At 32.1% G+C, this 18,387-nt stretch carries 19 protein-coding genes and 1 other RNA gene; 8 read left to right on the top strand and 12 right to left on the bottom strand.

Going from position 1 to position 18,387, the window contains the following annotated elements:
* Nucleotides 1-282 precede the first annotated feature (282 nt).
* Nucleotides 283-1,620 carry an outer membrane protein assembly factor BamB family protein gene (locus tag QLQ95_RS00090; protein WP_482502112.1) on the top strand — a complete coding sequence of 446 codons (1,338 nt, stop codon included), beginning with the start codon at nt 283-285 and terminating at the stop codon, nt 1,618-1,620.
* Between the two features lie 97 nt (nt 1,621-1,717).
* Here QLQ95_RS00090 and ygiD read toward each other — a convergent pair whose 3' ends face one another.
* Nucleotides 1,718-2,548: a 4,5-DOPA-extradiol-dioxygenase gene (gene ygiD / locus QLQ95_RS00095; protein WP_482502114.1), complete on the bottom strand. Its 831-nt coding sequence runs from the start codon at nt 2,546-2,548 to the stop codon at nt 1,718-1,720.
* Between the two features lie 219 nt (nt 2,549-2,767).
* Nucleotides 2,768-4,177, bottom strand: coding sequence for an ATP-dependent DNA helicase (locus tag QLQ95_RS00100; protein ID WP_320491954.1), 1,410 nt, complete (start codon nt 4,175-4,177; stop codon nt 2,768-2,770).
* Nucleotides 4,178-4,542: 365 nt separating this feature from the next.
* Between QLQ95_RS00100 and QLQ95_RS00105 the strand changes: the two genes are divergently transcribed.
* Both QLQ95_RS00105 and QLQ95_RS00110 read left to right on the top strand, forming a co-directional pair.
* Nucleotides 4,543-5,364, top strand: a complete 822-nt coding sequence (locus QLQ95_RS00105) for a DUF3822 family protein (protein ID WP_320491953.1) — start codon at nt 4,543-4,545, stop codon at nt 5,362-5,364.
* Nucleotides 5,361-5,966 (top strand): RsmD family RNA methyltransferase, encoded by a 606-nt coding sequence (locus tag QLQ95_RS00110; RefSeq protein ID WP_095931549.1) that lies wholly within the window; start codon nt 5,361-5,363, stop codon nt 5,964-5,966. Before QLQ95_RS00105 ends, QLQ95_RS00110 begins: the two co-directional genes overlap by 4 nt.
* Before the next feature lie 91 nt (nt 5,967-6,057).
* Here the strand turns inward: QLQ95_RS00110 and QLQ95_RS00115 are convergent, their stop codons facing one another.
* Both QLQ95_RS00115 and QLQ95_RS00120 read right to left on the bottom strand, forming a co-directional pair.
* Nucleotides 6,058-8,169 (bottom strand): TonB-dependent receptor domain-containing protein, encoded by a 2,112-nt coding sequence (locus QLQ95_RS00115; RefSeq protein WP_482502116.1) that lies wholly within the window; start codon nt 8,167-8,169, stop codon nt 6,058-6,060.
* 32 nt (nt 8,170-8,201) lie between these two features.
* Nucleotides 8,202-9,089, bottom strand: a complete 888-nt coding sequence (locus tag QLQ95_RS00120; protein ID WP_320491949.1) for a hypothetical protein — start codon at nt 9,087-9,089, stop codon at nt 8,202-8,204.
* A gap of 136 nt (nt 9,090-9,225) precedes the next feature.
* On the opposite strand from QLQ95_RS00120, the gene QLQ95_RS00125 reads away from it, so the two are divergent.
* The 3 genes from QLQ95_RS00125 (at nt 9,226) to QLQ95_RS00135 (ending at nt 11,573) form a co-directional block, all read left to right on the top strand.
* Nucleotides 9,226-10,584, top strand: a complete 1,359-nt coding sequence (locus QLQ95_RS00125) for a sensor histidine kinase (RefSeq protein ID WP_482502118.1) — start codon at nt 9,226-9,228, stop codon at nt 10,582-10,584.
* A 10-nt stretch (nt 10,585-10,594) separates the two neighbouring features.
* Nucleotides 10,595-11,281 carry a response regulator transcription factor gene (locus QLQ95_RS00130; RefSeq protein WP_095931545.1) on the top strand — a complete coding sequence of 229 codons (687 nt, stop codon included), beginning with the start codon at nt 10,595-10,597 and terminating at the stop codon, nt 11,279-11,281.
* 97 nt (nt 11,282-11,378) lie between these two features.
* A complete protein-coding gene (locus QLQ95_RS00135; RefSeq protein ID WP_008467912.1) occupies nt 11,379-11,573 on the top strand; it encodes a hypothetical protein in 195 nt (64 codons plus the stop codon).
* Nucleotides 11,574-11,634: 61 nt separating this feature from the next.
* Here QLQ95_RS00135 and QLQ95_RS00140 read toward each other — a convergent pair whose 3' ends face one another.
* Entirely contained in the window at nt 11,635-12,885 is a 1,251-nt protein-coding gene (locus QLQ95_RS00140; protein ID WP_428239314.1) for a cation:dicarboxylate symporter family transporter, read from the bottom strand.
* 31 nt (nt 12,886-12,916) lie between these two features.
* Nucleotides 12,917-13,244: RNase P RNA component class A (gene rnpB, locus QLQ95_RS00145), an RNA gene on the bottom strand.
* A 124-nt stretch (nt 13,245-13,368) separates the two neighbouring features.
* Between rnpB and QLQ95_RS00150 the strand changes: the two genes are divergently transcribed.
* A complete protein-coding gene (locus QLQ95_RS00150) occupies nt 13,369-13,662 on the top strand; it encodes an SH3 domain-containing protein (RefSeq protein WP_008467915.1) in 294 nt (97 codons plus the stop codon).
* Nucleotides 13,663-13,813: 151 nt separating this feature from the next.
* On the opposite strand, the gene QLQ95_RS00155 is transcribed toward QLQ95_RS00150, so the two are convergent.
* The 6 genes from QLQ95_RS00155 to QLQ95_RS00180 form a co-directional block, all read right to left on the bottom strand.
* On the bottom strand, nt 13,814-14,185 hold the full coding sequence (locus tag QLQ95_RS00155; RefSeq protein ID WP_428239315.1) for a LysM peptidoglycan-binding domain-containing protein: 372 nt from the start codon (nt 14,183-14,185) through the stop codon (nt 13,814-13,816).
* A 7-nt stretch (nt 14,186-14,192) separates the two neighbouring features.
* Nucleotides 14,193-14,669 (bottom strand): BON domain-containing protein, encoded by a 477-nt coding sequence (locus tag QLQ95_RS00160; RefSeq protein WP_428239316.1) that lies wholly within the window; start codon nt 14,667-14,669, stop codon nt 14,193-14,195.
* A 209-nt stretch (nt 14,670-14,878) separates the two neighbouring features.
* A complete protein-coding gene (locus QLQ95_RS00165) occupies nt 14,879-15,250 on the bottom strand; it encodes a LysM peptidoglycan-binding domain-containing protein (protein ID WP_095931541.1) in 372 nt (123 codons plus the stop codon).
* 8 nt (nt 15,251-15,258) lie between these two features.
* A complete protein-coding gene (locus QLQ95_RS00170; protein ID WP_320491944.1) occupies nt 15,259-15,735 on the bottom strand; it encodes a BON domain-containing protein in 477 nt (158 codons plus the stop codon).
* A 247-nt stretch (nt 15,736-15,982) separates the two neighbouring features.
* Nucleotides 15,983-16,381 carry an NIPSNAP family protein gene (locus QLQ95_RS00175; RefSeq protein ID WP_482502121.1) on the bottom strand — a complete coding sequence of 133 codons (399 nt, stop codon included), beginning with the start codon at nt 16,379-16,381 and terminating at the stop codon, nt 15,983-15,985.
* Nucleotides 16,382-16,425: 44 nt separating this feature from the next.
* A complete protein-coding gene (locus tag QLQ95_RS00180; RefSeq protein WP_482502123.1) occupies nt 16,426-17,595 on the bottom strand; it encodes a tetratricopeptide repeat protein in 1,170 nt (389 codons plus the stop codon).
* Between the two features lie 106 nt (nt 17,596-17,701).
* On the opposite strand from QLQ95_RS00180, the gene QLQ95_RS00185 reads away from it, so the two are divergent.
* Entirely contained in the window at nt 17,702-18,358 is a 657-nt protein-coding gene (locus QLQ95_RS00185) for a hypothetical protein (RefSeq protein WP_482502125.1), read from the top strand.
* Nucleotides 18,359-18,387: the final 29 nt, after the last annotated feature.

Below are 18,387 nucleotides of genomic sequence, written 5' to 3' on the forward strand. Positions count from 1 at the left end.
TCAACTGACAAACAATTACTTACACAAAAATAAACAAATTTAGATGAAACATTTTATTGTCTCACCAATTTATTTTTTAAACAAATTGTGCTTATTATAAACTTTTATACCAATATCACATAAATAAAAACGATTGGAAAACTTTGAAGAGTTCTTTCGTTATTTCCATATTAAACCAAATACACTATTCACAAAGAGCTTTCTAAAATATTTTTATAACATATTCCTCAAAGCATTGTATTTTAATATCTTATAAATATTTTTACTTTTATAAGAAAAACTATGAAAAGAAACTTTACTTCTCTCCTGCTCTATTTCTTTTTAATCTTTACTTCCAATACTTTTTCTCAGAACAAAACGGATGTTTTAAATGCATTTTCAAATCGCATTTTTGCTGGAAAAGATTATCAGTCCTTACAAGATTTAAAATGGAAATTTAAAACGGAAGGGAAAATCTTTTCTTCTCCAATTGCACAAAACGGAACTGTTTATATTGGCAGCGAAGACGGTTATTTTTATGCTGTCGATGAAAAATCTGGAAACCTGAAATGGAAATTTAAAACCAGCGGAGCCGTTCACAGTTCTGCAAGCCTTTATAATGATACTGTTTATTTTGGAAGTTTTGACGGCCATTATTATGCTTTAAATACCAAAACAGGAAAAGAAATTTGGCGCTTTAAAACCAAAGGCGAACATTGGTATAGCGAAATCGGAATGTGGGGTATGAAACCTAGCGATTTACTCATGGCTGATTTGTGGGATTTTTATCTTTCGACTCCTGTTATTTATTTAGACAATAATTCTGCATTGGCGATTTTTGGAAGTAGTAACGGGAATCTTTATGCCGTTGATGCTAAAACGGGAAGTCCAAAATGGAATTTTCAAACTAAAGCGGCTATACATAGCACTCCTATTTTAGAAAAAAACACGGTTTATTTTGGCGGATGGGATGGTATTTTTTATGCTTTGGATTGTAAAACAGGAAAAGAAAAATGGAAGTTCTCGACTGAAACAAAAACAGGTTTTACAGGAATTCAAGCTTCTGCAGCTATTTCTGATGGTATTGTTTATTTTGGTGCAAGAGATCCGTATCTATTTGCACTTGATGCCGAAACAGGAAAAGTAATCTGGAAATACAATGCCGAAAACTCTTGGATTTTGAGTTCGGCTGTTATTAAAGATAATACCGTTTATGTGGGAACATCAGATACTTACGCTTTATTGGCATTGGATGCAAAAACTGGAGAAGAAAAGTATCGCTTTAAAGGCAATGGCTACGTTTATTCTTCGCCCGCAATTGCTGGCAATACGATTTATTTTGGAGATTTTTCGGGTAATTTCTTTGACTTAAACCTAATTTCTGATGAAAAAGAATCGCATATAATTCCAACCGAAAATAGAACTAAATATGCTGCAAGTATTCTTAACAACAATCTTTTAGATTTTGGTTTCGCTGCCAAACAAGCCGATTTATCTAGTTATGCCGAAAACAAAAAGGTGATGGATGAATTTTATAAATTAGGTTCAATTGTTTCTTCTCCTTTCATTAACAATGATGTTATTTTCTACGGAAGTGCAGATGGATATCTTTATGCCTATAATTTGAAAAAAGAAAAATAATCTCTTTGCGAATCTCCCCGTAAATCTTTGTGCATCTTTGCGGTATAACCTATTTCACAGAGACTCACAAAGGTTTCGCAGAGATACACAAAGCATATCACATCAGTTTAACTGAAGTCATACTCAGAGAACCTGCTAGTAATTTATCATTAAAGAGACTTAACTCATCTGTTTTATCTTTTAAACCTAAAGTGTATAACAACGGAAGATAATGTTCTGGGGTTGGAACTGCCAATTGCACGGCTTTATTCATTTTTTCGAAATCTATTAAAGGCTGGAAATTTCCATCGAGCAAATAATTATTTACAGTTTCACGAGCTTCAATTGCCCAATCGCAACCGTAATTGTCTTTGTCAAAATTTCTAAAATCGACCATTCTAAGATTGTGCACAATATTGCCACTTCCGATAATTAAAACGCCCTTGTAACGTAATGATTGTAGTTTTTGAGCCAATTCAAAATGATATTGTCCAGATTGGGTATAATCGATGCTTAGCTGAATTACAGGAACATCTGCATTGGGATATAAATGTTTGATAACACTCCAAGCTCCATGATCCAATCCCCAATGTTCGTCTAATTCGACCAGTACGGGATCTAAAATCTTTTGTGTTTCTACGGCTAATTCTGGACTTCCTTTTGCGGGATATTGCACATCGAAAAGCGCTTGCGGAAAACCGCCAAAATCATGAATGGTTCTCGGCATTTCCATCGCTGTAACCTTTGTTCCTTTGGTAAACCAATGCGCCGAAACACATAAAATAGCGTTGGGTTGCGGCAATGTTTTTGCCAGATCACGAAATCCAGTCACAAACTGATTTTCTTCAATAGCATTCATCGGACTGCCATGTCCTAAAAAGAGAACTGGCATTTTATCGGTATTCGAAAACGCCGATGAAATCGAATGTAAATCGTTTAGTGTTGTCATTTTTATTTTTTTACTGCCACAGATTAAAAGGATTAAAAAGATTTTTTTGGATGCGTTTAAATTTCTCTCGCAGATTTCGCAGATTTAATTGATTGCGCTTTGAGAAACTTAATCAAAAAATCTGCGAAATCTGTAAAATCTGCGTGAGACAAAAAATAAGCGTTTATACTTCTTTGCAAAAAAATCTGTGAGAATATTTTTAATCTGTGGCTAAAAAAACTATTCCTCGAAACTCTCGTCTTTAAATCCTATCAAATATAGCTTATTTTTGGCACGTGTCATCGCCGTATAAAGCCATCTAATATAATCAGTATCAATTCCGTTTGGAAGAAATGGCTGTTCGATAAAAACAGTGTTCCACTGTCCACCTTGCGATTTATGACAAGTTATCGCGTAAGAGAATTTAACCTGTAATCCGTTGAAATATTCGTTTTCTTTTACCTTTTGAAATCTTTTATATTTGGTTGATTCGTCTTCATAATCTTTCATCACTTCTTCATACAAACGATTCGATTCTTCATAGGTTAAAGAAGGTGATTCGCTTGTTAGAGTATCTAGAATTAAAACCGTCTCAAAGGGCTTCTGCTCTGGATAATCAACCATTCTTATTTTTACTTTTGCAAACTTAAATCCATACAGTTCTTTGATTCCGAAAAGTTCTAAAACTTCAATAATATCTCCGTTGGCAATAAATCCAGCTTCGTCTGTTTCTTTCAGCCAGAAATAATTGTTTTTTACCACCATCAAAAAATCTCCAACCGAAAGTTCGCTTTCTTTAAATAAAATTCGGCTTCTAATTTGCTCATTGTATTGATTGGCACGTTTATTAGAACGAACAATAAAAGCAGTATCCTCAATGCTATAATTGCTGTATGCAGTATTAATCGCATCTTGAATATCGTAACCGTCTGTTAGTCGAACAATGTCTTTAAACTTCTTTACATTGAATTTAAATTCGGTTATAAAACTTTCTTTCAACAATTCACGTAATTCTGTTGCGTTGAATAAAATCCCTGAACTTTCTTCCTGACGCATTACTTCGTCCAATTCGATATGTTCAATTTCTTTGTCATAATGAATGCCCAAAGTCTGAATATCTAACGCCGGACTAATATCTAAATTTACTGGAGGCAACTGTGCAGTATCTCCCAAAAGAATCATTTTACAATTACTTCCAGAATACACATAATTAATCAAATCGTCTAGAAGCGAGCCGCTATCTAATGTACTGTCTGAGATCATCGAGGCCTCATCGACGATAAAAATGGTGTTTTTATGTTTGTTGACTTGCTTGGTAAAAGCCACTCCTCCTCCAGAAGATTTCTTCGGGAAATATATTTTTTTATGAATCGTAAAGGCTGGATTATTCGAATAATTGGCGATTACTTTTGCCGCACGTCCTGTTGGTGCTAACAAAACATATTTTTTATTGATCTCGCTAAGATTATTAACGATAGTAGAAATAACGGTAGTTTTTCCCGTTCCCGCATATCCTTTCAAAACGAAAATCGTGTCGTTTTGGGGTTCGGTTAGAAAGATTGCAATTTTCTGAAAAAAAATATCCTGTTTGTATGTTGGAGCAAAAGGAAATCGCTTTTGTAAAGTACCGTAAAACTGTGCAGAATTCATAGAGTAATATTGAAATACAAAGGTCGCTTTTTTTAATGGCAATGACAAAAATCAATTTCAATGACAAAAATCAATTTCAATGGCAATAGCAATAGCAATAGCAGTAGCAATAGCAATGTCAATGTCAATGTCAATAGCAATTTCAATATAAATGATGCTAAATATTCAAAAAACAGTTAAACCGCGCTCAAAAACACATAACCCATTAACTTTCAAATAAATAAACTTTTTCTTAACCTTGTTTTAAACTCAGATTCAAATTGTTTTTTGAAATTGCAATTATAATTGTTCCTTTTTAATTTGTAAGTTTGTGGTCGCTTAAATTCTTTCTTGATTTAAAACAGGTAACGAATTGTAAATCAACTATGTCATTACAAAATACTAACATTACTTCAAAAAATTACAGAAAACTTTCTATTCAGGTTTCACTGACTGGATTTTCATATTGCTGTTTTGATACTTTAAATAATATCATCACTTCTTTTAAGGAAATAAAGTTTGATACTAACAGTAAGACATCTCGAATTGAAGATCTGTTCAATGATGCTTTCAAAAGCAATCCTGAATTAAAAAATACTTACGATGAAGTAATGGTTATTCATAACAATAACCTTTCGACTTTTGTTCCGACTGCTTTGTTTGATGAGAATTATTTAGGAAGTTATCTGCAATACACTACAAAAGTGTTTGATACCGACTTTTTTACTTTTGATCAAATTCCGAATTATCAGATGAACTCGGTTTATATTCCGTTTGTGAATATCAACAATTTCTTAATCGATAATGTGGGGTCTTTTGATTATAAACACGCTAACAGTATTTTGGTCGAAAAACTTTTGGATAACTCAAGAAATAACGACGATAAGAAAATGATCGTCAATTTTAATCCTGAGAATTTTGAAATTATTGTAGTCCAGAATCAAAAGCTTTTGCTGTTTAATTCATTCGAATATAATACACCAGAAGATTTTATCTACTATATTTTATTTACAGCAGAACAAATGAGCATGAATCCGGAAAGTTTCAAATTAGAATTATTAGGAACTATTTCAGAAAATGATCCATTTTATGCCATAGCGTACAAATACGTGCGCCATATTTCTTTTATGGATGTTTCAAAACTGAAGGAAAGAAACAGCTTTACAACCGCTCAAAATCAAAAACATTATATCTTATTTCAATCATGAGAATCATTTCAGGAAAATACAAAGGACGCCGAATTTTTCCGCCAAAAAATCTACCTGTAAGACCAACGACTGATATGAGTAAAGAAGCATTGTTTAATGTTTTGAATAATCATTTTAGTTTTGACAGTTTAAAGGTTTTAGATCTTTTTTCGGGAACTGGCAATATAAGTTATGAATTCGCTTCGCGCGGAAGTGCTCCCATTACTTCTGTTGATGGCGATTTTGGATGCGTAAAATTTATCAAACAAGTTTCATCAGAATATGATTTTGATATTGCTGCAACCAAAAGTGATGTTTTTAAATTCTTAGAAAATTCTAAAACTACTTACGATATAATTTTCGCAGATCCACCTTACGGATTGGATCAAGCCACTTTTGAGAAAATTGTTCTAACCGTTTTTGAAAGAGATTTATTGGAAGACGACGGAATGATGATTATCGAACATTCAAAATACACCAAACTGGATCATATGAGTAATTTTTCTTTTCAGAAAAGTTATGGCGGTTCGTTTTTTAGTTTCTTCGAACTAAATTCTACTGATGATGATGAAGAATTACCACATGATGCTTCTAAAAAAGAATCTGAAGAAGATGAAGGATAGATAAATACCAATATTAAAATAGTAAAATCCCAAATTCCAATCTCGGCACTTCTGAGAAAATTGGAATTTGGGATTTTTAAAATTTGGGATTTTACCTAATTCTATTTTCACTTTCGTTTACACTTTTCTGCTTATATTCAGAATCTTTTATTTTTCCGAAAGAATAACGAACTGCAATAGAAATTTCGTTGGCATCGACTAAATATTTAAATTTTGAATGGACATTATTCACCGTAAAAGTATCGGTGTAACTTGTCGCTTTAAAAATATCATTGTAATTCAAGGTACAACTCCAGTTTTTACCAAATGTTTTTGCCAAAGACATATCGACCACAAAATTAGCTTTGCGCTCAAAAATCCCATCATTTTGTTTGGTTGTTCCCCAGAAAGAAAAAACGAAACTAAAATCTTTTGGTAATTTGAATGTATTGTTTGAGTAATAATACAAATAAGGCTTTGAAGGATGCAAAAGTGCCGTATCGTCTTCAACCTTACTTTTTACAAAAATTAGAGAGTTGGTTGTTGTCCAGAATTTATAGGTAAACGGAAGTGTAAAATCTATCGTAAAACCCCTTTCTCTCTTAAAATTAATGTCGGTAATCATTAATACATTGGTTTCCTCATTAAAAACAAAACTCGGATTAGTTACGTCTTTGGTCTGATAATAACTCAGTTTTAAAGTTTTGTCGCGATACTGAAATGAGCTTGAAAGTTCATCTACAAATGCTGGTCCTAAATTTATACTGCTCCCATATAAAAAATACGGATTTATATAGGTGGCAATTTGACTTAAAGATGAATAATTAGGCCTCACAATACTTTTTGAATAATTTACATTGATGCTTTTTGTGCTGTCAATAGGAATTGTAAGATCGGCTTTAGGAAACAGATTGGTGTAATTTTTATCTATAGAAGGCAAAACTTGCGCTTTAAACTTGGAGTACACATTGGTATTTTCTGTTCTTAATCCGAATGAAAAATCGATCTTTTTCAGCTTTCCCGAAAACTGAACATAGGCGGCGAGGTTTTCTTCTTTAAAATCATAATCTGAAACTTCGCTTTTACCCTCTTCAAAATCAAAAATGTCAGCATTTGATTTTGATTTCGCTTTTAAATACAATCCGCCGTATTCCAGAGTCACTTCATTTTTGAACTTTTTCTCCAAATCGATCCTTCCAGAAAAAACATCCACATTAAATTTCTGATCCCGGTTTTGCGACAATTTAAAATCTGTTTCATTAAAATTATTTTTCACCAAACTCAACAAATGCTGATTGTAGTTGGAACCCTGAAAACCAATAAAAAGCTTAGTGTCAATAGCTTTTATTTTTTTCGAATAATTGATGAATGAATTCAAGAAATTCTTAGCGCTCGAATTTTCGCTAAAAGTGAAGACATTATTTACCTGACTCTGATTTTGATTAAAAGTGAAAGTATTGATATCAAAAGTATCATTTCGCATTTTGCCATTTATATTAACCGACAAATAATCATCTTCATTTATTTTATAAAACACACCTCCTCCAAAAACATATTCCTTTACACGCGAATTTGCTGTCACATCATAATTGGAGACTATAGAAGCCTTCGGGATTTCATATTCCAAACTATGATTTTCCCACGGATTTCGTAGATTGTAATTAAAATTGGCTTTCCATTCTAATTTATCTTTTTTAAAGCTAGAATTAAACCCCAAATAATTATTGTAATTTCTTTTAAAAGAAGCCACTTCAGAAATTTCGGTTTTAAAACTATCTTTTTTACTTACTTTTCTAGTAATCAAAATTACAGCACGGCCTTCGGCTTCGTATTTAGAAGACGGATTTTTAATAATTTCTACTGTTTTAATATCGGCAACAGATAAAGCGTTTAAATCGGTTATGGTTCCTTTTTGACCATCTATATAAATTAACGGATTTCCTTTTCCGACAATCGAAATACTTTCACGATCACTACCTATTTGAACCGATGGCAGTTTTGAAAGCAAATCAATCGGATTTGGAATTGTACTGTAAACCGAATTGGCAACGTCAATCTTTACATTTCCGTTTGCATTGGTAAACATTTTTTTCTCCTTACTGATAACCACTTCATTTAATTCATTTGAAATCGAATCTTTTGGTGTTTCATTCTGAGCGTTTGCCATAAATGAAAGACAAAAAAGTAAAATAGTAATAAGCAGTTTTAATGGCAGGTAATTCATTCTTGAATAGGGTTTAGATTAGATATTTTTCGTTAATTAAGAATCCATTTTATAAGATCCTCCCTTTCTATCAAATTCCAAGAATGAGGTTTTTTATTTCCTTTCGCATCAAATCCTCTGTTTGAAGTCTTTATAAATTCAACTTTTTGTGCTCCTAAATTCAATAATGAATCATATGTTTTTTCTAAATGAAAGGCATTCAATTCTTCATAAGTTCTTTTTTTGTTCTTCCAATACCATTCTAAATCTGGTTCGCAGTACAATCGAATTTTAATATCTTTTAAGTATTCTATATTTACTTTTGAATCACTTGAAACCAAATAAGGAGACATTTTTTTATAGGTTTCAATATTAGTTTTTGGATTTCCGAGATCATCGTTGAAGAGTTGTATTAAATAATTTCCTTCTTCAACAGCTTCTTCACTAACATTCTTTTTCACATCCTCTTGTGCGCCATCATAAAGTCTTTCTAAATCTAAAGGAGAATCGACCACAACTAAACCTTTGGGCTGTATGGCATTTTTGGTTTGAATAAGATAATTAGAAAGCAAAAGCGCCAGATTGCCACCGCTCGAAAAACCACCAATAAAAATATTCTCTTTTGCTATTTTATTGCGATCAAAAATTGAATTTAGTGCTAACGAATATTCTTTTTTTTCTGATTCTGACAAATACAATTTCACGTTATAATTCAGCAACAAGGTAGTTATACCTTCCTGTTTTAAGTTTTTAAGAAATTGGGCTTCGTTTTTAGTGTTTTCGATATTGCATGGAAAGCAAGGAAATAAAATTAAAACAGCCTTTTGTTTTGGAGCAATATTCAATTCATAATGCTTTTCTTTAATCAGTCCGTTTGCGTGACCATTCATAAAAAAAAGGAAAGCAATTAAAGCTCCTTCAAATCTTTTCGTTTGTATCATTTTATAAAATTTGGTTTTGTGTCGCTGCAAAAATGCTTTGAAAACCCAGTTCTGAAAGTTAATCGTAGGTTAATGCAAGGTTAATCTCCTATTTGTTGGCTAAAAACTGTATTTTTGAAGCGTCATTTCAACCAATATGAAGCAAAGAATCAATTTATTAATCGGATTTTCTGTTGTAGCGCTATTTGTGCTTATGACAGTACAATGCTATTTAGTAAAGACGGCTTATGAATATAAAGTAGCGCAGTTTCATACACAGATTAAAAACGAAATTGCTCAAATTACCAATAATTATAGCGATATCGATTCGGCTTTGGTTTCTAGAAAAGAAGTGCTTTACAAAAGCCTTTCAGAAAAATACATGAAAGGAAAAAAAAGTAAATTGGACATTAAAAATGGCGTTTTGAATGCGCAATCTCAAAACATCATAACTCAAAAAATCAAACGAAAATTTGAGAAAGATTTACCCGATTTTAAGATCGATTTTGCCGTTGTTCTAAACAAATTTATTCTTTACAAAAACGAACAGGAAGCGGATACTATTTTCTCTGAAAAACCTTTTATCCAGAATAAATTGTACGGAAATCTGGCTTCTTTAAATCATGCCTTTTTAGTAAGAAGTTATGTTGGAACAACAAACGGTACTTTTGAAAATGAGGAATATAAATTATTGACAGAAGATTCGATGTACGTTTCTGTAACGGATTGGGAAATGATTATTCTAAGAAGAATGACGTTTATTCTGATTCTTTCCTTATTCTCGATTGCCATTTTAATCAGTCTGTTTGTAATTGCGATTAGATCTCTAATTAAACAGAAAAAAGTAAGCGACGTTAAAACCGATTTCATCAATAATATTACGCACGAACTGAAAACTCCATTGGCTACTTTGGGGATTTCGACAAAGATTTTAGCGCAGAAAAATATTCGTGACAATGATGAAAATTTCAATTCGATTGTAAATACCATTTCGCGCCAGAATAACCGTCTCCAGAATCTGATTGATCAGGTTATGGCAAATTCTTTGGCTGAAAATGAAATTGAACTGCAAAAAGAAAAAATAGAAGCCGAAGATTTTCTTCTTTCTATTACAAATGATTTTAAAATTACTTTTCCAAAAATCAATCTTAAAACCGATTTCCAGACTGAGAAAACTATTTTGGTTTTGGATAAATTTCATTTGACAACTGCTTTCTTAAATGTTCTCGAAAATGCTGTAAAATATGGATCAAATACCATTACAGTAAAAACAAAAATTGTCGAAAAACAATTTTCAATCAGTTTTGAAGATGACGGAATTGGAATTGCCAAAAACAAGCAAGCGTTTCTTTTTGATAAGTTTTACCGAGTAGAACAAGGAAATCTGCACAACACAAAAGGTTTAGGTTTAGGATTGTATTATGTTGACCAAATCGTAAAAGCACATCAGGGTTCTGTAAACGTTATTAGCGATTTAGGAAAAGGAACTCAGTTTACTATTTTATTAAAAGTTTAATCCCTTTATTTTGAAAAGATTACTATTAGCCGAAGACGATTTTGACTTTGCGGCGATTTTAAAACAATATCTAGAATTGCATCAATTTGAAGTAATCTGGGCCGAAAACGGCGAAATAGCTTTAGACTATTTTAAAAACCAGACTTTTGATATTTGTGTTTTTGATGTAATGATGCCCAAAATGGACGGATTTTCATTGGCTGAAAAAATAATTACCATTAATCCCGAAATTCCATTTATTTTTCTCACCGCAAGAAAGCTAAAAGAAGATAAAATAATTGGTCTAAAACTTGGCGCAGATGATTATATCGTAAAGCCGTTTGAAGTTGACGAACTGGTGCTGCGTTTGCAGAATATTCTAAAAAGAATCGAACAAAAGAGAAGTCTTGACGGAAATAACATAATCGAAATTGGTTCGTATATTTTTGATAACGAACGTCTGACACTTAACAATAAAAATCATGTGCAGCAGCTTACAGAAATGGAAGCTTCTCTTATCGAATACTTGTATTTAAACCACAATCAGTTATTAAAAAGAGATCAGATTTTAATGTCGGTCTGGAAAAAAGACGATTATTTCTCTGGACGAAGCATGGATGTTTTTATCAGCAGACTTAGAAAATATTTTAATTCAGATCCGAAAATCAAGATTGAAAGCGTCCGAAATATCGGACTGGAGTTTAAAATAGAAAAATAACATCCTGTAAATCATATAATTTTATATAAGCAATTGTATAACAGCAATTAACTTATCGAAATTTAACTTTGTTAGAGAACTTTTAAATCTAACAATCATGAACCTAAAAAGATTTTTCGGTGGGTTGCTTACAATCCTCGGAATTGTAGGACTTATTTATACGGCCGTTATTTTTGCCGGCACATCTGGAGAAACCAGAGATATAAAATCGCTTATTATTTACGGAATATTAGGAATTGTCTTTTTCATGTCGGGCATTAGTCTGGTGCGAACAACGAAGGACGAATCGTAATTTTAAGTGACAAAGTAACAAAGTGCCAAAGATGCAAAGTTCTGATTACTTTGTTACTTTGTCACTCTGTTACTTTGTAACTCAAATCTAACTCTGTAAAATCTCTTTCTGTTTTCGAGATTATTATCGTTGCAACTGTATTTCCTATTAAATTGGTGATTGCTCTGGCTTCGCTCATAAATTTATCTACTCCCAATAAAAAGGCTAAACCTTCAACGGGAATTTTATGCAAAGCAGTTAATGTCGATGCTAAAACAATAAATCCGCTTCCGGTTACACCTGCTGCACCTTTAGAAGTAATCATTAAAATTCCGATAACGGTCAGGATTTCGAAAAAACTCAAATGAACATCATACAATTGTGCAATAAAAAGTACCGACATCGAAAGGTAAATTGAAGTTCCGTCCAAATTAAAAGAATAGCCTGTCGGAATTACCAAACCTACAACCGATTTACTGCAACCCATTCGTTCCAGTTTCACCATAATACTTGGCAAAGCGGCTTCAGATGACGAAGTTCCTAAAACCAATAAAAGTTCTTCTTTGATATATTTTAAAATCGAAAAAATATTTATTTTATAATATCTCAAGATGCTTCCAAGAACCAAAAAGACAAATAATGCCATAGTCAAATACACGCAAAGCATCAGCTTTCCTAAAGGAATCAAAGTGGCAAGGCCAAATTTACCTATTGTATAGGCCATTCCGCCAAAGGCACCAATTGGAGCTAGATACATTACATACTTTAATCCGAAGAAAACCACTTTTGAGAATCGTTCCAAAACCAAAATAGCCTGCTCTCTTTTCTGATAAAAATTCAATGCAATTCCGCAGATAATAGCGGCAAGTAAAACCTGTAAAGTAAAATTGGATAAGAAAAACTGCAACCACGAGAAATGTTCGGAAGCTCCGTTTGTATACTGACTTGCATCGCCAAACGTCAAACTCGATTTATCAATTTTTCCAGGTTTAAACAAATAAGCAACCGCGACACCAATTGCCAATGCAACAGTCGAAACCACTTCAAAATAAGTTAAAGCTTTTACGCCAATTCTTCCCACTTTTTTTAGATTTCCCATTCCCGAAATCCCTAAAACTATGGTCAAGAAAATAATCGGGCCAATAAAAAGAGAAATTAGCTGAATAAACTTTTTACCCAGAAATTCCATTTTCACACCATTTGATGGAGAAAAATGTCCGAGTAAAATACCCGAAATAATAGCAATTAAAACCCAAAAAGTAAGATTGGTTACAATGGTTCTAAAAAGGCTTCTTTTGGATTGTGAAGAAGAATTTGGAGTGGCAGTATTCATGAAAACAAGTTAGATAGTTTCACAAATATATAAAAAATGCAGACCTGTAAGCCGGATTCTGTTCTTGTCTCATTTTGCAATGATACAATACCTTATCATTTATCTAGATCCAGCATTACTGCTGGACTCAATCTACCTACCCTTCGGCAACGAACGAGAAGCTCTTAAATGCCGATATACTTGGTATTTCACCGCATAGAGTTTACCTGGTTTCACTACAGCATTACCTGTACATACTTTCTGCTGCACTTGTCCTAATCCCTTTCGGAACCGACGGGCGTTACCCGCTATGCTTCTCTATGGTGTCCGGACTTTCCTCCCTCCCGATAAATCGGGACGACGATAAGGCGGTCTGCGGTGCAAAAGTAGGGATTTAAGCACTAACAATAACGATTTTAAATTTCAGATTTTATGAATTTTATCATAACATTTTAATTTTAAAATAGTTATCTTTAAAAATCTATAATTTAAATTCAGTTTATCATGAAAAGAATGTATCATTACGCAACTGTTTCAAAGGCTTTAGATCAATTGAATGAAAAAGGATTTACGTGCGATTTTAATCGAAATGCAGACGCGATTAAAAAGAATCCTGAGAAATTTGAAATTGTTCATGTGTATCGATACGAGGGTGAGTCAGACCCAGCGGATGAGGCAGTTGTATACGGAATTAAATCGACTTCGGGTAAAAAAGGAGTTTATGTTGCTGGCTTTTCGGCAGATTCAGATCAGGAAACAGCAAAATTTTTATTTGATTTAAGTATTAGAGGAAGGTAGTTTTCAAAAGAAAATATCTTCCAAATCAAGTAAAAATAAACTGAAAACAAAAAACATTCAATAATCTATGTCATTCTTAGAAGCTAAATTCCTTTTAATTTCTAAGAATGACATAAAATAAGAATATTTGATCCTTTACAACTAAAAAAAATCATGCTATTGGTATTTTCAATTTCCAACCTGGTTTAATCAAATCAGGATTTGAAATAATATCTTTATTCGCTTCAAAAATGTCGTTCCATGTTATACCGTAGGCTGCAGCAATTTTAGATAACGAATCTCCTCCTTTTACAATATATTCTTTTGTTGTACCTTCTATAACAGCAATATTCATTACAACATCTGCCGATCTGTATTCAGGATCAATTTTTTCGTACGCATTCCAAAGTTTTTCTTTATCAGAAGCCGATTTAGCTGTACCATCAATATAAAGCACATTATCCTGTTCTCGTACCTGTAAATTAGCAATTCCAATTTCGGATGCTAAATTTATCATTTCTCTGTATTTATCTTTCAAACTCATAACATCCTTATTTAATAGTTAATTTATTGTCTACCTTTTTAGGATGCAATTCCTGAATACTTTGCATTAAAGGCTGCAATCTATCTTTTGCAATTTCTCCCGAAAGCGTAATAACGCCACCAACAACAGTTGCACTCACACCATCGTACGCATCGACTACTTTACTTACAGCTTTATCCAAATCGGTATCTGAATTAATAATAACAGTCGCCGCAGCAGGTTCTTGATTAGCTCTGGCAAGTTCGCAGGTATTGACAACAGATTTTACACCTTTGGTTGCTCTTACGCTTTTTTCAATATTTTTCTTGAACATTTCATCGTCACAAATACCTGTAATTGTAGCCACACCTTCATGTACGGCAACTTGAATATCAGGATCATTTATTTTTTCATTAACTGCTTTTTCAATATCAGCATCATTAGATTTACAGGAAACCAAAGCAACAGTAAGGCACATTCCTAATAAAATGGATCTCATTTTCATAATACTCTCTTTTAGTAATTTACATTTTTTAAAATTAGAGAGATTAATTATCAAATGATTATAAGATATTGTGATGAGATTTATATGTTTTCAAGTAGGATATTAACCTGAGGTTCTTTAGTGACATAATGAGAATAAATTTTTCGATTAAATCACAACAAAAAAAGCCCACCATTGAGATGGACTTTTGCAACACACCATAAGTAAAATTATGCTGTTGGTATTTTTAACTTCCAACCTGGCTGTATGATATCTGGGTTCTTAATAATGTCTTTATTGGCTTCATAAATAGTCTGCCATGAAACACCATGCGCTTTTCCTATTTTTGATAAAGAATCTCCACCTACAACAGTATATTCTGTAGAAGCTCCTTCAGAAACTTCAATATTCATTACTACATCTGCCGATCTAAAATCAGGATCTATTTTTCCGTAAGCAGCCCAAAGTTTTTCTTTATCATCTGCAGATTTTGCCGTTCCATCAACATACAGCACATTATCTTGTTCTCTTACTTGCAAATCAGCCACTCCTAAATTAGAAGCTAGATCTGTTAACTCTTTGTATTTATCTTTTAAACTCATAACATCAATTATTTAATAGTTAATTTGTTTTCTACTTTTTTAGGCTTCAATTCCTGAACACTTTTTATCAAATTTTGCAATTGACTTCTTTTGATATCACCAGTAAGTGTAACCACGCCATCTTTAACTGTTGCCGTTACACCGCTGTACGTTTTTACTACCTCATTTACCGAAGTGGTTAAAACTGCATCAGGATTAATTTCTACAGGAGCCGCAACTACAGGTTCTGGAGCTGGAATCTCGCAATTGTTCACGACCGATTTAACACCTTTTATTCCTTTCACAATGCTTTCTGCATTTTGCTTGAAAGCATCATCTTTACAAGTACCCGAAATAGTCGCAACACCTTTCTCTACAGTCACTGAAACTCCAGGTAATTCGCTTAATTTTGCAGTAATTTCCTTTTGAATATCTGCATCTTTAGGTCCACAAGCCACTAATAAAAAAGCAAAACTCATTCCTAATAACATCGATTTAATTTTCATAATGATATCTTTTTTAAAATTAATTAATCTTCTAAGTTAACGAATAAATCAATCACATATTACAAAATAATCTTACATTTTTAAATATTATTGATTTCTTAAAATTAGCTAATAAAAAAAGTTTTGAATCTTACAATTCAAAACTTCTATGATTTCATAAAACACAACTAGCTTTTTATCAAACAATTACAAGCAATTAAGATAAATCTCTTAATACATACTTTGCCCAAACTTTATAACCAAAACTTCAATTAGGCGAATAATTAAGCTTAGCCAAAACCCGATCTTCAATATTCCCCACAACATCACCATATTTTTCAGTGTACATCTTTTTGATATCAATCCATTCCTTATCTTTTCTAAAATCTTCCCAAGCTTTTTTCATTATGGCTTCATTTGGCCATTCTAGAAAATATACAAACTCTGTTTTCTTCTCTGATTTTGATTCGTAAATCGAAATAATCTTAAAGTTGTATTTCTTCATAATTCGCATGGCATGATCCCGAAAACGCTCATGAAATTCTTTTTTATTGCTTTCAAAAATCTCATAGATCCGCAATTGAAAAACGGGACTCGTTTGAGGTGCTCTTTGTGCTTTTACGGCAAATGCTGTAAGTAAAAACAATAGTAGAAAGTACTTTCTCATGATCTATTCACATTACATTTATTATTTTCAAAGCCAACCATCTTTTACTTCGTTAACTCTATAAATTCTTGATTTAACCACAAATTTTGAAGTTCTGGATATTGCTTTGCGTCATTTTTTAATCCTGGTTCTAATTCAAAAGTAGTTTTCAGATATCTTAAACATTCTTGAATTTTATCTTGCCTATTCTTCATGATAGCTATTTGATAATAATTCCATGAAAACTCATGAATTTTATTTATTTCCTCAAACTGAGTAATAGCTTCGTCAAAATCGCCTAATCCTTTTAAATACAAACCTCTACAGTAATCAAGTTGATATCTTGCCTGCTCATCAAAGTCTTTTCTGAAATTCATAAACTCAGATAAAGCTCTTTCTTTAGAAAGTTTATGAAAAGTACTAAGTAAAAGATCAATTACGACATGCTCTTTGTGGTATATTGAAAACAATTTCTTTAAATCAATCAATGCCTTTTCCATTTCATTATTTTTCGAATAAAATTGGATTACAAAAATTAAAGCATTCGGATTAGTTTCATCATTTTTAAGAATAGTTTTTACTGTCTCAATAAATTCAGATTCATTAGATTCGCTCATCATTTCGAATAACAAATCCATTTTATTTTCTAAAATCTGAAGATTATCTGGCTCTATTTCTAATGCTCTGTTATAAAAATATATTGCTTTTTCGTTATCATTTTTTCTTGCATACAAAGTCCCTTTATTAGCATAAGCTAAAGTAGCCTTTTCATCAAGCTCAAGGGCTTTATCAAAAAGTTCCAAAGCATTATCGAAGTCACCTCTATCCATTTGATAAGCACCAAAACCTATATATTTATCCACTTGATCAGAATCTGTACTTTCTCTCACATGATCAGGATTAGGAATGATTTTAATTTCAGAAATAGCTCCCGAATCAAGGGCTTTCTGAAAATCAGTTTCTTGTGGCTTTAATTCATTTATATTGCCATAAACCCCATTATTGCTCTCTTTTTCTTTTTCTAGAAATATATTAACCTTATCTAAAACATATTTGATTTGTTCATTGCTCAAACCTAATTTTTCTAATTCATATATTGCTGCATCAGGATTTAATCCATTCCCTTCAAGTTCAGCTAGTGCTAAAGCACAAACTTCATGTTGAAACTGAGATGAATTAAATTTAGACTCTTCAATTCCAGAATTCTTTTTCCATAAAAAATCAAATATTCCCATATGCTATACTATAATATATTATATTAATTAACACGAAAATAGCACTTTTTTAAATATAAAATAATGTAGTTAAAAATCATTATTATTGTATTAAAATTTTTCTTTTATGAAATTGAAATATCGATTACTTTTTACAATTTTATTGATTGCTAATTATGCTTTTTCTTGTGATTGTAAGCCAATTGACCGAGAGAGCATGGTAGAAATAGGATTAAAATATGAAATTGTGTTTTACGGAGAAGTTATAAAAGTAGATTCAATAAAGGAAATTTATACTTTTAGAATCATAGAACTCTTTAAAGGGAAATACAATTCTCAGTTCATTACTCAAAAATACTCTGGTAACTGTTCTAATATTCCATCTGTAAAACAACTTTGGATTGTTTATGCCAATTTTAATGACGACAGCACTATCGAAGTGAGTGGTTGCTCTCCAAGTACTGGATTTAGACCTTATGGAAGTAACTCCATGCCCCCTCCTCCAGAAATCAAAATCTCTCAAAAGATAGATGATCAAATAAAATCACTGTCTTTTTATGTTTGGGATCTGAAATTTGAAAATCGAAATTTGCAAGATTGGATTTATCAATTAGAAAAGTTGCGGGCCTATAAAAATGCTCAAAAAGAAATTTCTGATAAAGAAAAAACAGAAACAAAATTGGAAACTTACAGTCAATATATTATCATTTCTTTGATTGTCAACATCGTATTATTTCTGAGTTTACTCTTTGTTATTTTGAAGAAAAAGAATTTCGCCAAATAACTAAAATCGGTTTTAAACAACGAAACAAA

Source organism: Flavobacterium sp. B330r, assembly GCF_056824325.1.

Coding starts and splice junctions, on each gene's coding strand:
- ygiD (WP_482502114.1), bottom strand. CDS start 2,548: ATGACAACACTAAACGATTTACATTCGATTTCATCGGCGTTTTCGAAT.
- QLQ95_RS00150 (WP_008467915.1), top strand. CDS start 13,369: ATGAAAAGAATGTATCATTACGCAACTGTTTCAAAGGCTTTAGATCAA.
- QLQ95_RS00155 (WP_428239315.1), bottom strand. CDS start 14,185: ATGAGTTTGAAAGATAAATACAGAGAAATGATAAATTTAGCATCCGAA.
- QLQ95_RS00105 (WP_320491953.1), top strand. CDS start 4,543: ATGTCATTACAAAATACTAACATTACTTCAAAAAATTACAGAAAACTT.
- QLQ95_RS00140 (WP_428239314.1), bottom strand. CDS start 12,885: ATGAATACTGCCACTCCAAATTCTTCTTCACAATCCAAAAGAAGCCTT.
- QLQ95_RS00185 (WP_482502125.1), top strand. CDS start 17,702: ATGAAATTGAAATATCGATTACTTTTTACAATTTTATTGATTGCTAAT.
- QLQ95_RS00180 (WP_482502123.1), bottom strand. CDS start 17,595: ATGGGAATATTTGATTTTTTATGGAAAAAGAATTCTGGAATTGAAGAG.
- QLQ95_RS00135 (WP_008467912.1), top strand. CDS start 11,379: ATGAACCTAAAAAGATTTTTCGGTGGGTTGCTTACAATCCTCGGAATT.
- QLQ95_RS00110 (WP_095931549.1), top strand. CDS start 5,361: ATGAGAATCATTTCAGGAAAATACAAAGGACGCCGAATTTTTCCGCCA.
- QLQ95_RS00100 (WP_320491954.1), bottom strand. CDS start 4,177: ATGAATTCTGCACAGTTTTACGGTACTTTACAAAAGCGATTTCCTTTT.
- QLQ95_RS00090 (WP_482502112.1), top strand. CDS start 283: ATGAAAAGAAACTTTACTTCTCTCCTGCTCTATTTCTTTTTAATCTTT.
- QLQ95_RS00165 (WP_095931541.1), bottom strand. CDS start 15,250: ATGAGTTTAAAAGATAAATACAAAGAGTTAACAGATCTAGCTTCTAAT.
- QLQ95_RS00170 (WP_320491944.1), bottom strand. CDS start 15,735: ATGAAAATTAAATCGATGTTATTAGGAATGAGTTTTGCTTTTTTATTA.
- QLQ95_RS00115 (WP_482502116.1), bottom strand. CDS start 8,169: ATGAATTACCTGCCATTAAAACTGCTTATTACTATTTTACTTTTTTGT.
- QLQ95_RS00175 (WP_482502121.1), bottom strand. CDS start 16,381: ATGAGAAAGTACTTTCTACTATTGTTTTTACTTACAGCATTTGCCGTA.
- QLQ95_RS00120 (WP_320491949.1), bottom strand. CDS start 9,089: ATGATACAAACGAAAAGATTTGAAGGAGCTTTAATTGCTTTCCTTTTT.
- QLQ95_RS00125 (WP_482502118.1), top strand. CDS start 9,226: ATGAAGCAAAGAATCAATTTATTAATCGGATTTTCTGTTGTAGCGCTA.
- QLQ95_RS00160 (WP_428239316.1), bottom strand. CDS start 14,669: ATGAAAATGAGATCCATTTTATTAGGAATGTGCCTTACTGTTGCTTTG.